Here is a 12,959-nt window from a genome sequence, read left to right on the forward strand (position 1 = left end):
GATTGTTATTCAGTAGCGGTGCAAATGTAGAATCTTTTTTTTGAATTATTACATTTTCTCGGGATAAAAGTAAAAAATTACTTCAGCCATTTGTCCAGCCAGGCTTTGAATGTGCGTTGCCAGAGTATGCCGTCCTGACATCCGGTGACCCAATGGCATTCTTCCGGGAAATAGAGGTATTGTGCCGGAATGCCCCGCATGCGTGCGGCGTTAAAGGCCGACATGCCTTGGGAGACATCGATGCGGTAGTCTTTCTGGCCGTGTATAACCAGAATAGGCGTGTCCCAGTTGCCGACGAATTTGTGGGGAGAATTGGCGAACGTCCGTTGGGCGGTTTTATTGTTCTTGTCCCAGGGGGCGCCGCCCATATCCCAGTTGGCAAACCACATTTCTTCCGTTTCGCAGTATTGCGACTCTAGGTCGAAGATACCGCAGTGGGCGATAAATGCCTTGAAACGTTTATTGTGGTGTCCCGCTAAATAGTATACGGAATAGCCGCCATAGGAAGCCCCTACGCAGCCTAAGCGGTTTTCATCGATGTAGGGCTCTTTCTTCGCATCGTCAATAGCTGAAAGATAATCCTTGATATTTTGTCCGGAATAGTCTCCGCTGATTTGTTCCAGCCATTCTTGTCCGAAACCGGGAAGGCCGCGTCTGTTCGGGGCCACGATGATGTAGCCGTTGGCAGCCATTTGCTGGAAATTCCACCGGTAGCTCCAGAACTGGCTGACGGTACTCTGCGGTCCGCCTTCGCAATAGAGGATTGCCGGATATTTCTTCGCCGGATCGAAGTGGGGGGGATATATCATCCATACCAGCATGTTTTTGTTATCCGTGGTTTTCACCCATCTCTTTTCCACTTTCCCCATCGTCAGCTGATCCAGCAACGGCTTGTTCACAAACGAAATCTCTTCGTCCCTGCCGTCCTGCAAGCTGACTTTGTAAATTTCCTCCGGTTTGCTCATGGACACCTTGGTGGCAATCAAGGCGTTGTCCGTCGGGAAAACGGCGGTATAGTTATGAATGCCTTCCGTCAGTTTCCGGATTTTCCCGTCATTCAGCGTCAGGGCATAAATTTCGTCCGTCGCGTGTCGGTCCGAGATGAACCACAGCGTATTGTTGTCGTTGCCCCAGGCCAGCTGTCCGACGCTCTGATCGAAATTTTTGGTATACTCTTTCTTTTCGCCTGTTTCCAGGTTCATAACGAAAAGCCTGTTTTTGTCGGCTTCATAGCCGTCCCGTTCCATGCTTTCCCAGGCCATCCGTTTCCCGTCGGGAGAAATGACCGGATTGTTGTCATAGCCCATCATCCCTTCCGTCAGGTTGCGGGTTTCCCCGTTTTCCGTATCATAGGAGTATAGATCGGTATTGGTGGAAAGGGCATACTCTATGCCGTATTTCTTGCGGCACGTATAGATTAGCTTTTTCCCGTCCTTCGTCCATGCCAGCTGTTCGGTGCCGCCCCAGGGCCGTACGGGAGATTCCCATTTCTCGCCTTCCATAATATCCTTGCCTCCTGTGATGGTCTTGCCGGGAGTATAGTCTGCAATGAAAAGGTGGGTATAGGCTTCAACCCAGTCGTTCCAGTGGCGGTAAAATTGGTCGTTGATAATCCGGGCCTTCGCTTTCGGGAGGTCAGGATGCAGGTCTTCGACGGTAGGTTCGAGGCGGACATCTTTACAGAACACGATTTTACTCATGTCGGGTGCATAGACATATCCGTTGATACCGTTTTCTATATCGGTGATTTGCCGCGGGGAAGTTCCGTCCGGATTCATTTCCCACAACTGGCCGTTGGCGATGTAAGTGATTTTTTGTCCGTCCGGTGTCCATTTCACTTCGGATTCATTTACTGCCGTATTGGTAATTTGTACGGATTGGTTGTTGCTCAAATCCATGACATAAATATCGCTGTACGAGCGGTCTTCTTCCTTGTTGAAATAAGTTACCGTATACACCAACCTGGATTGGTCGGGAGAAAGGGAAACATTGCCGATTCTTCCGAATGACCATAACACTTCCGGAGTCATGACATCGGAAGTCAGTTTTTGCAGAGGTGTCTTGTAACTTTTACCTGCCGCTTCGGCTGCTTTTTTATTATCACAGGCCATAAGGGATAATAATAAGATTAAAACGGGATAAACAATGGGTTTCATATAAACTTTGTTGTTACTAGATTAGTCTTCCGTTATTTCGCCTTCCGGTTCATGATATTCGGAACCGTTCATGGCAGCGACGATTTTCTGCCGGATCTCGTCTGCCAGTTCCGGATTGTCCATAATCAGCTGGCGGACCGTTTCGCGTCCCTGTCCCAGTTTGCTGTCGCCGTATGAAAACCAGCTTCCGCTCTTCTTGATAATATTATACTCTACGCCCAAGTCCACGATCTCTCCGGAGATGGAGATGCCTTCTCCGTACATGATGTCGAATTCGGCTTTGCGGAAGGGGGGAGCTACTTTGTTCTTCACCACTTTCACGCGGGTGTGGTTGCCTAAAATATCCTCTCCGTCTTTGATAGGCCCGATTTTGCGTATGTCCAGACGTACAGAGGAGTAAAATTTCAAGGCGTTTCCACCGGTAGTTGTTTCCGGATTTCCGAACATAACGCCGATTTTGTCTCTTAACTGGTTGATAAAAATGCAGCAGGTGTTGGTCTTGCTGATTGTTCCGGTCAATTTCCGCAAAGCCTGGGACATCAAACGGGCTTGCAACCCCATGACGCTGTCGCCCATTTCACCTTCGATTTCAGCCTTGGGTGTCAGGGCGGCCACAGAGTCGATGACGATGATGTCGATAGCGGCGGATCGGATGAGCTGATCGGCGATTTCGAGTGCCTGCTCGCCGTTGTCCGGTTGGGAGATAAACAGATTCTCGGTGTCTACGCCCAATTTTTCGGCATAAGAACGGTCGAAAGCATGTTCCGCGTCGATGATGGCGGCAATGCCTCCCTGTTTTTGCGCTTCGGCGATAGCGTGTATCGCCAGCGTGGTTTTACCGGAAGATTCCGGTCCGTAAATCTCGATCACCCGGCCTTTGGGATATCCGCCTACGCCTAACGCCTTGTCCAGTGCGATAGAGCCGGAGGGGATAACCGGAATATCCTCCACTTCATTGTCACCCAATTTCATGATACTTCCTTTCCCGAAGTTCTTTTCGATTTTGTCGAGCGTTAATTGAAGTGCCTTTAATTTGTCCTGGTTAATTTCTTTTGAAGCCATTTCTACTTATTAATAATTTGGTTAACATGATTTTTCGTATCTACTTTCGTAATGATGTGCCGGATGACTCCTGCTTCATCGATGATAAAAGTGGTGCGCAGCACACCCATGTATTTTCGTCCGTACATGGACTTCTCCGCCCAGACGCCATAAGTTTCCAGTATCTTTTTCTCTGTATCTGCGATTAGATTAAAGGAGAGATTGTATTTCGCAATAAACTTCAGGTGCGAAGCGGGTGAGTCGGGACTGACACCGACGACTTCGTAGCCTGAGGCGGTCAGCTGTGCGTAATTGTCGTTCAGATTGCAGGCTTCTGCCGTGCAGCCCGACGTATTGTCCTTGGGATAAAAATAGAGTATCAGTTTTTTCCCTTTGTAATTATTCAGGGAAATTTTTTCCCCGTCCTGATTGATTCCCTCGAAATAGGGAGCTTTTTCGCCTTCTTTCAATAATGCCATGATGTGTAAATTATTGCAACATACCTTCTTCTGTTCCTAGGATAAAGAATCACCACCTCATACAAAAGTACGAATATTTTATTTGAAATCGATGGATGTGGAGAGAATACTTTAAATTGGAAGAAAAAAATCGACCATTTTACAGTACTCCGTTATAGGCGGAATAAAGTAAAATGGTCGTCAGTCGAATTTTTAAATACTTATTCTATGAGTATTTTGTCATTGAGATATATAAGAAATAATTTATTTTTTCCATTCTTGTGGAGTAATTTTGGAAATAATATAATTCCCGATTTTCCGTTCCATACCACTTCGAGTAGTAGGAATACCTGTTTTGGCTGCAATTTTTTGCTTTAATCCGCTAATTCCGATAGCTCTCTTCAATGAGAAACTCAAGCCTTTGATGAATGCCATGATTAATACGGTAAATTAATAATGAATAATTCGAATAAAATATTTTCTAATAATTGGTAAAGCACATATAACAATCCTAATATCATAACAACAGCAGGAATAAATCCCCACGGATTCATGGCTATTAATGCTTTAGATAATGCTGATACTAAAACAAAACCAATTCCTACGACAACAAAAATAATGACAGCCAGGGTAATACCTAATGATTCAAAAATGCCAAGTGAGAAAAATACATTTTCGTTTGCAGATAATAATTCTCGATAGATATATCCCTCAACTATTCTGCAATTATCATCTGTTGTAAAGCATTTTACCCATTTTGGATTCTCTGAATAATCGTCAATAACAACAGACTGTCCTGCCTTGACTTTACCTATTATCGGATAATTTTCTCCCATATCTTCCCTGATATTTATGCTTTTTATTGTGCTATCTCGTATAGTTGCCAATTTTAGATTTTCTCCTTTGATATTTGCCCAATTAAAAGATAATTTATCTCCTTTAAGTGTTTCTCGAATATAAAATGTATCAACAACCATTCCGGAAGGTTGTAATAAATGAAGATTCTCCATGTAATTATGATAATATGGAGAAGAATTTTTGCATTCAAATGTTGCAACTACACCTGGAATCCCATTACATTTTACATTTTTTTTCTTTTTTAATTTCAAAAATAGATTAGGATTTTTTTCTAATACTTCTGCATATATCTTTAATTTAGCATGATCACCAGGATAAATATATTTTGAAGCTGCATTAATTTCACGAGCATTCATACGTGATAAGAATTTCTTAACCTTACGACCATCATTACTACACGAGCTAAGTGAAATTACGCAACAAATGCAGATGAGTAATTTTATGAATATCAGTTTCATCTTGATTTTTTTTATTTGTTTTGGAATAATTATTTGAATAGTTTATAGAAGAGGTATTTCAAAGTACCGGTTCCTTTTAGTTTTTCTGGTTTATCCAAACTAATATAAATAGATTCTTCGTCGTATGGCAAAAGATAAATAGTCATCGAATCTTTTTCGAATATGTTAATTTTTAATCGAGTAATAGGTACTAAATAATGTATTTCTTGTTGACAAATTAAATCACTTCCGGATGTAAATCGTCCAAACATTTTAAAGCCCTTTTCTGCGTTTTTATTATTTTGTTCATAGTAATCACGTATTTTGTTTGCTTCCATTTCTTGAATAATTTGTTGAGAATTATCTACAATAACCTCTTTCCTGTTCTTTTTCAAAAAACGAATCGTTTCTTGATTATTAAATACTTTGTAAAGTCTAGTGTCGTCATTGCACATTCCTATATGAGTTCTCCATGTATGTTTGCAAGTAGGCACAATCCTTTGTAAATAGACTTCTTTTACGGATTTTACGACAGAATAATGTGGAGCAAAAATTTCTATTTTTCCTTGTCCATTACATTCTGGACAATTGATTTTACCATATCCTTGACATTCTGAACAATGTCCTGTTTTTATTCTTTTTTCACCGGAGGCATAATATCCATCTGTATATTGCTCGCGTCCGGAACCTCCGCATACGGGACATTTTATTTTCCCTTCTCCATTGCAATTTGTACACAATACATAAGGTTCTTCATATTGTCTTTTATTAACTACAGAAAATCTACATTCGCCTTCTAAGCCTTCCCTAAAATATTGATCATTATATGACTCCAAGAAATCAAGACAATAATCTATATTTTCTGGTGCATCGTTGATTACCGGAATCTCCTCATTTATGGTTTGTGTAAAAACATCCTTGTCACGTTTACAATAAGTATTTAAATAATAACTGACCAACATTTGACCTTGTTCTATTTCTGTCTTACGAATAATTTTGTCAAGAATATTGATAGTATGTCTTTGTTTCTTTCCTAATAAATTACCTTCTTTTAATAATGCTTCTTTTATTTGAGTGATTGATTCATTTTGTTGTGTATCAGTCGTATACGGTATTTCAATAATCCTATTCCTTGAAAATGCGTACCCTGGAATTTCCTTTAAATAAACCTTTTTCATAATACTTTATTTAATTGTTTTATTATTAAGATCTTATTTTTCTATCATATTGTTTGCTCAACAGTATTCTATGAATTTACTGAGAATCGGATACCAATAATCCCATGAAAACCCGCTGGAAGGGTGCTGGATTGGCAGCACGCTTATCTCGTGTCCGTCGCTTAGGAAGTATTTCCACGTTTCCACTTCCTCCGCTGATTGCACGATAATGCTATCGCCTTGCTGTCCGCATTGGGGAAGGGCGTTGTACAGGCGTTCGCTCCAGACTATCACCCCGTCCGGATGAAACTCCTCTAATATTTCGATGAATGGCTCTTGGGCTGCAATGTACTGTTCACGAGTAGGCTTTAGGCGGGGACCGCAGAGAGGCTCCTGGATATAATTGTAAAACATGATGGAATCCCAAAACTCCATTCTTTCCTCCTGCGATAATTCCCGTCCGAGCATGGCACGCTCAAATTTTGTGTAAGTGTTCATCCATCCCTTGCGTTCTACTTGAGGGTTTAGAAAATTATCCGCAACGATTTCGCTCGTAAAATTTTCTCCGCACGGATGATCTGCATAATGGCTTTCGCCCAACACCATGATTTTCCTGCCTTGAAAACCTTGTCGGTAGTTTTTGCCTACCCACGGTTTTAATTTGACATTTTTCATACTAATTAGTTATTTAGATTATAATTATTGCTCTTGTCCGCGATAAAGGCAGACAATTACTTCATTTAGATTATTCGTAGACATTTGTTTAAGTTTCCCCAGTTCCAAAGGAAAGCACGTGATTTAGCACACATAAAAAGAAGATGCGCAAAACTGCTGCTGTATTCCTATCAAACTACCAACATGAAAAAAAATAGTTTTTTCATTGTAAATGGTTTTGTATCTTCAATACCCGAAAAGAAGTGTGTTATTACATCAAAAGGAAAGCGCAGGTATTGTAAACCTATTTTAGATAGTGGGTTCTGACAAAACCTTGAAGATAAAACAAGTTACAAACCCACGCTATATGTACGTGAAATGAATCCATGCGCACATATAAACGCAAGTGAATCAACTCGTTCTCTCTTCTAAATTTGTCAGATTTACTATCAAGAACAAGTTTAAACGCTTCCGTTTAAAACTAATATGTCCGTCCATTTTTCAGATGAACAGCACAAATATAAATGTTTTGTTCCGGATAACAGATGAACGTGGAAAGAAAAATACCAATTCAGCGTTGAAATGCGGAGTATAAAGCAATCAGGAGAGTGGTGATGCTTCCGGTCAGAATGATGACGGAACAGTGCCGCAAGGGGTATGCAGGATGCAGTTTTTTATCGATGAATCGATTTAAAGCATATCGGTAAAGAGTGTATATAAGCAAGGCTCCGCTTAATCCGACGAGCATGCCTGCGAGCAGGTCTCCGGGATAATGTACGCCGATGTATATGCGTGAATAGGAGTTGAGGAACGCCCATGCCAAAATAAAAAAGCTCAAGAGTTTATTTTTGAATAGCAGCATGACGAAGAAGGACAGACCGAAAGAATTGGCGGCATGACAGGAGGGGAAGCCGTATCTTCCTCCGCGTTTCCCATGAACGATGTGTACTAATTCGGAAATGGGATTGTTTGGATTGGACGGGCGCATGCGTTCGACGAAGGGACGGATAAATGTAGCACAGACTTGGTCGGCATATACAATGGTTAGGGTGATGGCTATGACCGTAAATAAGGTTACTGTCGGACGGAAGTTTTTGCATATAACGTACAAAATGGCGGCATACATGGGTACCCATGTCAGTTTGGCCGTGAAAATCCACCAGAAAGAGTCTCCGTAGGAAGTGTACAGGCTATTTAGGAATAGAAAAATGTGCGTGTCGATATTTTGTAATGCTTCCAACATAGGTATATTGTATTTCCTGCTTAAAAGCCCACTTGAAAATACAAGTGGGCTGAAATAGGAAAACAGGTGTATTTTTTATTTCTTCTTCGTCGGTGCAGGTGCCAATAAATTTTGATTGATAATCTGTACCAGTTGTTCTTTCGGGCGTAAACCGGATAATAGGAACGGATCTCCTTTTTGAGGGATGAATACCATCAACGGAATGCTGGTTGCATTGAAAAGGCGTGCCAATTCTCTTTCTTTGTCCGTATCCACTTTGTATATCTGGAGTTTGTCTCCGTAATCCTGTTGTATTTCGGAAAGAATGGGAGCCAGGCGTTTGCAAGGACCGCACCAGGTGGCATATAAGTCGATGATGACGGGTTTTTTGCCGATGAATTTCCATTCCTTGTTTTCATCATAGTTCCAAATCAATTTTTTAAATTCCTGTGTGGTAAGTTCTTTTACCGCTTGGGCTTTTACAGAAAATCCAAGTCCGGAAATCATGACGATTAGCAGAAGTATGAATTTGTTTTTCATATGTGTGGTATTAGGTTTTTGTATTAACTTGTTTTCTTTCTGCAAAGATACGAATTAAAAATGAGAGTAAATCTTATTTCTGTTCGTATTTCTTTTCAAATAGCGTTTGATTTTTTTCACCCCATGCAATCATGGCATCCAGAATAGGAAGGAGTGATAAGCCCAATGGTGTGATTGTATATTCCGAACGGGGAGGCAGTTCCGGATAAATGGTTTTCTCCACCAGGCCGTCGTCTACCAATTCTTTTAATTGCAAATCCAACACACGTGGTGTGGCTTCGGGTAAGGCTTTGTGCAATTCATTCGGGCGCATGGGGGCATGGCGCAATTCGTCTAAAATGCAGGATTTCCATTTGGAATCTATCAGGCTCATTGTCAGTCGTAGCGGACAATTGAGATCTACGGGTATTTTTCTTTCGTACATGTTTTTTCGTTTTTACAGATACAAAGGTAGGTATAATTGTCCGGAATGGGGGTATATTGAAAAATTATTCGTATACCGAAAAATTTATCGGTACTTGTGTTAATAGATACTACCTTGTATTTTTGTAACGGAATTATAAAATACAGTATTATGAGAGATTCAATCAAAGAATATGAGGCAGTGCAAGAAGCTGCCATGAAGTTTGTCAAGAGTGTGGCAGAAGGTAATAGTAAGTATGCCCGCGAGTTGTTTACGGAGGATGCCGTGCTTTTCGGAATTCTTGACGGGAAGATGGAACGTGGTTCTATCGAACAGTTTTATCACAATGTCGATACCGTTAATGGCGGTGAAGCGTTTAAAGCGCGTATTGATGTGGTAACTGTTGAGGAGACGTTGGCTGTTGTTCGTGTTCTTGAAGAGGGATGGGGTGGTCGTATTGATTTTACCGATTACCTTTTGTTGTTGAAAATAGGTGGAGAATGGAAGTGTGTCGCCAAAGCGTATAATCAGAATTCAAATACCATTAAAAAATAGGAGAGTGAAATTATGAAGATAGTTGTTGTAACAGGAAGTCCTCGCAAGAATGGCAACAGTTTTGCCATGACCGATGCGTTTATTAAGAAGGCTGAATCGTGCGGGCATTCCGTGCAGCGGTTTGATGCTGCTTTTATGAATATTGGAGGGTGTCACGCTTGTGAGACTTGTTATAAAACGGGTAAAGCGTGCTCATTTGATGATGATTTCAATATTATAGCACCGGCTTTGCTTGAGGCTGATGCTGTGGTTTACACTATGCCTCTTTATTGGTATTCCATACCGGCACAGATTAAGGGTGTTATAGATCGCATTTTCTCGTTGGTCATAGGCGGTAAGAATGTGGCAGGCAAAAAGTGCGGGTTGATTGCTTGTTGCGAAGAGGAAGATGCTACTCTCATGGATGGAATACGGTTGCCTATAGAACGTTCGGCAGCACTGTTGAAATGGGAAATGGTGGGCGAGGTGCTTGTCTCCGGAGTATTCAAAGCGGGAGATATAAATAAGACGGATGGTTGTAAACAGGCGGAAGCCCTTGCGGAGAAGTTTTTTTAAATAATTTCAGTTTTTTATCTTTTTCATTATACTTTTGCCTCTCAAAGAATCTAAAATTTGCAGAGGTATGTTTGCATATCCGAATGCTAAAATTAACCTTGGTCTTTTTGTGACGGAGAAAAGACCGGACGGTTTCCATAATCTGGAATCCGTGTTTTATCCGCTATCCTTGTCGGATGTCTTGGAGGTTAATCGGACAGAGCAACCGCAAGGAGAGTGTGTGTTTCGGAATACGGGCATCTCTGTGGATTGTTCTGCCGAAAAGAATTTAGTAGTAAAAGCCTATAAGTTATTGGCGACAGCTTATGATTTACCGGCAGTGGAGGTGAAGTTGCATAAGGTGATTCCTTACGGAGCGGGACTGGGGGGAGGTTCTTCCGACGCGGCGTTTATGCTGAAAGTGGTAAATGAATATTTTGAGTTGGGTATTTCAGAGCGGGAGTTGATGACGTATGCCATGCAGCTGGGAAGTGACTGTGCTTATTTTATTCGGAGTACACCTGCTTTTGTCAGTGGACGGGGAGAGTTGCTGGAGGAAATAGATTTGTCGTTGAAGGCGTATAAAATCGTTCTTGTAAAGCCTGATTGCGGGGTGTCTACGGCAGAGGCTTATCAAGGAATTGTCCCGAAAAAGGCTCCGTTTGATTTGTATCATCTACCGGAGTTGCCACTGGAAGAGTGGGAGGGAAAGATTGGGAATGATTTTGAAAAAACGATTTTTGCTGTGCATCCGGAAATCCGTGAGGTGAAGCAGGCTTTGTATGAAGCGGGTGCTTTGTTCGCTTCTATGACTGGAAGCGGTTCCGCTGTGTATGGTATTTTTCCGGAGGATGTGAAGATTCCGGAGAATTTGAAAGGAAAGTTTATATGGGAAGAATAAACGAAATTATTAAATAAAATAAAACTATGAGAAGTAATTTGATTATGATATTGATAGGAATGGTGTCCGGATTTATGGGGATTATTCCTTTACTGCGGCAAAAAGCGGATAAATATTGGGTGTTTGCCTTGTTCCTTTTTTATTTCATGATGCCGTATGTGATATTTCATATTGCATTGCCGGGTGTGCAGTGGTGGCTAAAGGGAAGTATTGTCAGTCTGTTTTTGGTGCTTCCGTTGGTTATTGCTGCCGGTAGAGGTTATAAAAGATGCGTGTTCCCGATATTGATAACTTCTGTGTTAGTCGGTTTGTTTATAAGCCTTTTAGGGCATTATCTGTTATAATAGAATAGTGAGGGACAGCATGGTGGCTGTCCCTCTTGCTTGTATTGTTATTTTCGTACGGTCAGGGAGAAGATAACGGATGACAATCCTCCGAATATGAAGGCTAGTCCCGTCCAGATGATGATATTGAATATCCCGAATAACGGGTGAAAAATAATCAGGAATGCGAAAATAAGTGTCAGTATTCCCCCTGTCAATACCCATCCCCAGTTTGTTATTTTGTGTGTTTGCATTTGTGTGGACCAGCCGATAAAGTCAATGCCGAGGAACATGAGAATGAACCCGACGGCATAAGGTAGAATGTCTATGGCCCAGTTTAGGTTTGACAGGAAAATAAGTCCGATGATGAGGTCGATGATGCCCATGGCTAAGCTCCAGCCCCAGTTCTTTACTCTTTGATAGGAGGTGGCGTTTATGATTTCGCTGATACCGAAAAGAATAAACATGATGCAAAAATACATAGCTAAGGCGAAATAGGATTGTACGGGATGCCTGAATACCCATATACCGCAGAGTATAGACAATATACCTACAATAAGCATTAGCCACCAATACTTGTGACTTCTGTAATTTTCCATTGTTTCCATTATTTCTTGTTTTATAAGTTAATAATGGTTTTAACGCCGGAGAGGGAAAGAAGTTTATTTTTGAATGGAATTTAGGAAAAAGATATATCCTCTTTGAAAAGGAGTGATGAGGCCTTTTTAAAGAGGATATAACGAAGCTTGTATTATTTATTTCTGGATCAGATGTACGTCCATTTGCGGGAACGGGATGTTGATTCCTTCCTGAGAGAAGGTTTTGTAGACGTTCTCATTCATATCGAAGAATACACCCCAGTAATCCGCTGCGTTCACCCATGCCCGGACAACAATGTTTACGGAACTTTCTCCCAGAGAGGTCAGGGCGATGAAATGAGCCGGATCTTTTAAAATGCGTTGGTCTGCGGCAATCAGTTTGTCCAAAACGGCTTTGGCTTGGTCGTAGTTGTCGCCGTAAGCGATTCCGAATTCCCAGTCTACTCGGCGGATGGCTTCTTTGGAGTAGTTTTTGGTAATGCCGGTGGACAGTCCTCCGTTGGGGATGATGATGATTTTATTATCGGCGGTGGAGATAATGGTGTTGAATATCTGGATTTCCTTTACGGTACCGCTTTGTCCCTGTGCTTCAATGAAGTCTCCGACTTTGAAGGGTTTGAATAATAAAATCATTACTCCGCCTGCGAAGTTCTGCAGGGTTCCGCTTAATGCCATACCGATGGCGACACCGGCGGATGCGAAGAGGGCGATGAATGAGCTGGCTTCGACGCCTAATTTGCTGACAATGACAATAACCAGCAAGAGGTTAAGGGTGATTTTGAAAAAGCTTTTGACAAAAGAGGACAAAGAAGCCTCGGCGTGTCTTTTTTCCAGTATGGTTACTACCAGACGGTTGATTTTTCGGATGATCCAGCGGCCGATGATGAAAATGATGACTGCCCCTATTATTCTGGAACCGAAAGAGGTACCCAAATCGATGACTTTGTTTAGAAATACATCCCATGAAATGCTGGATGTCGCATTGAAGAGTTCTTTCATAATTATAAGATTTTTTGTTTGTTGGGTACAAAAGTAGGAAAAAACATGTCTTTTTGTCCTTTTCGCCAAATAATTGTATTTTTGTCGTCAGGCTAAGCGGGGAGGGCTTTGTGGGCGGCGGC

General features: G+C 41.6%; 16 protein-coding genes. 4 read left to right on the plus strand and 12 right to left on the minus strand.

Annotated features, from left to right (window positions below; genetic code table 11):
• Nucleotides 1-77: 77 nt before the first annotated feature.
• From dpp5 to NFR61_RS00800, 10 genes are all read right to left on the minus strand, one after another.
• Nucleotides 78-2,156 carry a dipeptidyl-peptidase Dpp5 gene (dpp5, locus tag NFR61_RS00755; RefSeq protein WP_251619832.1) on the minus strand — a complete coding sequence of 693 codons (2,079 nt, stop codon included), beginning with the start codon at nt 2,154-2,156 and terminating at the stop codon, nt 78-80.
• A gap of 21 nt (nt 2,157-2,177) precedes the next feature.
• A complete protein-coding gene (gene recA / locus NFR61_RS00760) occupies nt 2,178-3,218 on the minus strand; it encodes a recombinase RecA (protein ID WP_251619833.1) in 1,041 nt (346 codons plus the stop codon).
• Between the two features lie 2 nt (nt 3,219-3,220).
• Nucleotides 3,221-3,676 carry a thioredoxin-dependent thiol peroxidase gene (gene bcp / locus NFR61_RS00765; protein ID WP_251619834.1) on the minus strand — a complete coding sequence of 152 codons (456 nt, stop codon included), beginning with the start codon at nt 3,674-3,676 and terminating at the stop codon, nt 3,221-3,223.
• Between the two features lie 243 nt (nt 3,677-3,919).
• Nucleotides 3,920-4,090: a hypothetical protein gene (locus tag NFR61_RS00770; RefSeq protein WP_251619835.1), complete on the minus strand. Its 171-nt coding sequence runs from the start codon at nt 4,088-4,090 to the stop codon at nt 3,920-3,922.
• 2 nt (nt 4,091-4,092) lie between these two features.
• Nucleotides 4,093-4,971: an SH3 domain-containing protein gene (locus NFR61_RS00775; protein WP_251619836.1), complete on the minus strand. Its 879-nt coding sequence runs from the start codon at nt 4,969-4,971 to the stop codon at nt 4,093-4,095.
• Between the two features lie 29 nt (nt 4,972-5,000).
• Nucleotides 5,001-6,128, minus strand: a complete 1,128-nt coding sequence (locus NFR61_RS00780; RefSeq protein WP_251619837.1) for a DnaJ-like cysteine-rich domain-containing protein — start codon at nt 6,126-6,128, stop codon at nt 5,001-5,003.
• 57 nt (nt 6,129-6,185) lie between these two features.
• Nucleotides 6,186-6,782: a hypothetical protein gene (locus tag NFR61_RS00785; RefSeq protein ID WP_251619838.1), complete on the minus strand. Its 597-nt coding sequence runs from the start codon at nt 6,780-6,782 to the stop codon at nt 6,186-6,188.
• A gap of 550 nt (nt 6,783-7,332) precedes the next feature.
• Nucleotides 7,333-8,004: a phosphatase PAP2 family protein gene (locus NFR61_RS00790; protein ID WP_251619839.1), complete on the minus strand. Its 672-nt coding sequence runs from the start codon at nt 8,002-8,004 to the stop codon at nt 7,333-7,335.
• 75 nt (nt 8,005-8,079) lie between these two features.
• Complete coding sequence (locus NFR61_RS00795) at nt 8,080-8,523, minus strand: thioredoxin family protein (RefSeq protein ID WP_251619840.1); 444 nt, start codon at nt 8,521-8,523, stop codon at nt 8,080-8,082.
• A 73-nt stretch (nt 8,524-8,596) separates the two neighbouring features.
• Nucleotides 8,597-8,947, minus strand: a complete 351-nt coding sequence (locus NFR61_RS00800; RefSeq protein ID WP_251619841.1) for a winged helix-turn-helix transcriptional regulator — start codon at nt 8,945-8,947, stop codon at nt 8,597-8,599.
• Nucleotides 8,948-9,097: 150 nt separating this feature from the next.
• Between NFR61_RS00800 and NFR61_RS00805 the strand changes: the two genes are divergently transcribed.
• The 4 genes from NFR61_RS00805 (at nt 9,098) to NFR61_RS00820 (ending at nt 11,260) form a co-directional block, all read left to right on the plus strand.
• A complete protein-coding gene (locus NFR61_RS00805; protein WP_251619842.1) occupies nt 9,098-9,481 on the plus strand; it encodes a nuclear transport factor 2 family protein in 384 nt (127 codons plus the stop codon).
• A 12-nt stretch (nt 9,482-9,493) separates the two neighbouring features.
• Nucleotides 9,494-10,036: a flavodoxin family protein gene (locus tag NFR61_RS00810; protein ID WP_251619843.1), complete on the plus strand. Its 543-nt coding sequence runs from the start codon at nt 9,494-9,496 to the stop codon at nt 10,034-10,036.
• Nucleotides 10,037-10,103: 67 nt separating this feature from the next.
• Nucleotides 10,104-10,916: a 4-(cytidine 5'-diphospho)-2-C-methyl-D-erythritol kinase gene (gene ispE, locus NFR61_RS00815; protein ID WP_251619844.1), complete on the plus strand. Its 813-nt coding sequence runs from the start codon at nt 10,104-10,106 to the stop codon at nt 10,914-10,916.
• 26 nt (nt 10,917-10,942) lie between these two features.
• On the plus strand, nt 10,943-11,260 hold the full coding sequence (locus tag NFR61_RS00820) for a hypothetical protein (RefSeq protein WP_251619845.1): 318 nt from the start codon (nt 10,943-10,945) through the stop codon (nt 11,258-11,260).
• A 47-nt stretch (nt 11,261-11,307) separates the two neighbouring features.
• Here the strand turns inward: NFR61_RS00820 and NFR61_RS00825 are convergent, their stop codons facing one another.
• Both NFR61_RS00825 and NFR61_RS00830 read right to left on the minus strand, forming a co-directional pair.
• The gene (locus NFR61_RS00825) at nt 11,308-11,847 is read right to left on the minus strand and encodes an HdeD family acid-resistance protein (RefSeq protein ID WP_251619846.1); all 540 of its coding nucleotides are present in this window, start codon (nt 11,845-11,847) and stop codon (nt 11,308-11,310) included.
• A gap of 147 nt (nt 11,848-11,994) precedes the next feature.
• A complete protein-coding gene (locus NFR61_RS00830) occupies nt 11,995-12,837 on the minus strand; it encodes a mechanosensitive ion channel family protein (RefSeq protein WP_251619847.1) in 843 nt (280 codons plus the stop codon).
• Nucleotides 12,838-12,959: the final 122 nt, after the last annotated feature.

This window comes from Odoribacter lunatus (assembly GCF_943193135.1).
In the GTDB taxonomy this organism is placed as follows: domain Bacteria; phylum Bacteroidota; class Bacteroidia; order Bacteroidales; family Marinifilaceae; genus Culturomica; species Culturomica lunata.

Coding starts and splice junctions, on each gene's coding strand:
- dpp5 (WP_251619832.1), bottom strand. CDS start 2,156: ATGAAACCCATTGTTTATCCCGTTTTAATCTTATTATTATCCCTTATG.
- recA (WP_251619833.1), bottom strand. CDS start 3,218: ATGGCTTCAAAAGAAATTAACCAGGACAAATTAAAGGCACTTCAATTA.
- bcp (WP_251619834.1), bottom strand. CDS start 3,676: ATGGCATTATTGAAAGAAGGCGAAAAAGCTCCCTATTTCGAGGGAATC.
- NFR61_RS00770 (WP_251619835.1), bottom strand. CDS start 4,090: ATGGCATTCATCAAAGGCTTGAGTTTCTCATTGAAGAGAGCTATCGGA.
- NFR61_RS00775 (WP_251619836.1), bottom strand. CDS start 4,971: ATGAAACTGATATTCATAAAATTACTCATCTGCATTTGTTGCGTAATT.
- NFR61_RS00780 (WP_251619837.1), bottom strand. CDS start 6,128: ATGAAAAAGGTTTATTTAAAGGAAATTCCAGGGTACGCATTTTCAAGG.
- NFR61_RS00785 (WP_251619838.1), bottom strand. CDS start 6,782: ATGAAAAATGTCAAATTAAAACCGTGGGTAGGCAAAAACTACCGACAA.
- NFR61_RS00790 (WP_251619839.1), bottom strand. CDS start 8,004: ATGTTGGAAGCATTACAAAATATCGACACGCACATTTTTCTATTCCTA.
- NFR61_RS00795 (WP_251619840.1), bottom strand. CDS start 8,523: ATGAAAAACAAATTCATACTTCTGCTAATCGTCATGATTTCCGGACTT.
- NFR61_RS00800 (WP_251619841.1), bottom strand. CDS start 8,947: ATGTACGAAAGAAAAATACCCGTAGATCTCAATTGTCCGCTACGACTG.
- NFR61_RS00805 (WP_251619842.1), top strand. CDS start 9,098: ATGAGAGATTCAATCAAAGAATATGAGGCAGTGCAAGAAGCTGCCATG.
- NFR61_RS00810 (WP_251619843.1), top strand. CDS start 9,494: ATGAAGATAGTTGTTGTAACAGGAAGTCCTCGCAAGAATGGCAACAGT.
- ispE (WP_251619844.1), top strand. CDS start 10,104: ATGTTTGCATATCCGAATGCTAAAATTAACCTTGGTCTTTTTGTGACG.
- NFR61_RS00820 (WP_251619845.1), top strand. CDS start 10,943: ATGAGAAGTAATTTGATTATGATATTGATAGGAATGGTGTCCGGATTT.
- NFR61_RS00825 (WP_251619846.1), bottom strand. CDS start 11,847: ATGGAAACAATGGAAAATTACAGAAGTCACAAGTATTGGTGGCTAATG.
- NFR61_RS00830 (WP_251619847.1), bottom strand. CDS start 12,837: ATGAAAGAACTCTTCAATGCGACATCCAGCATTTCATGGGATGTATTT.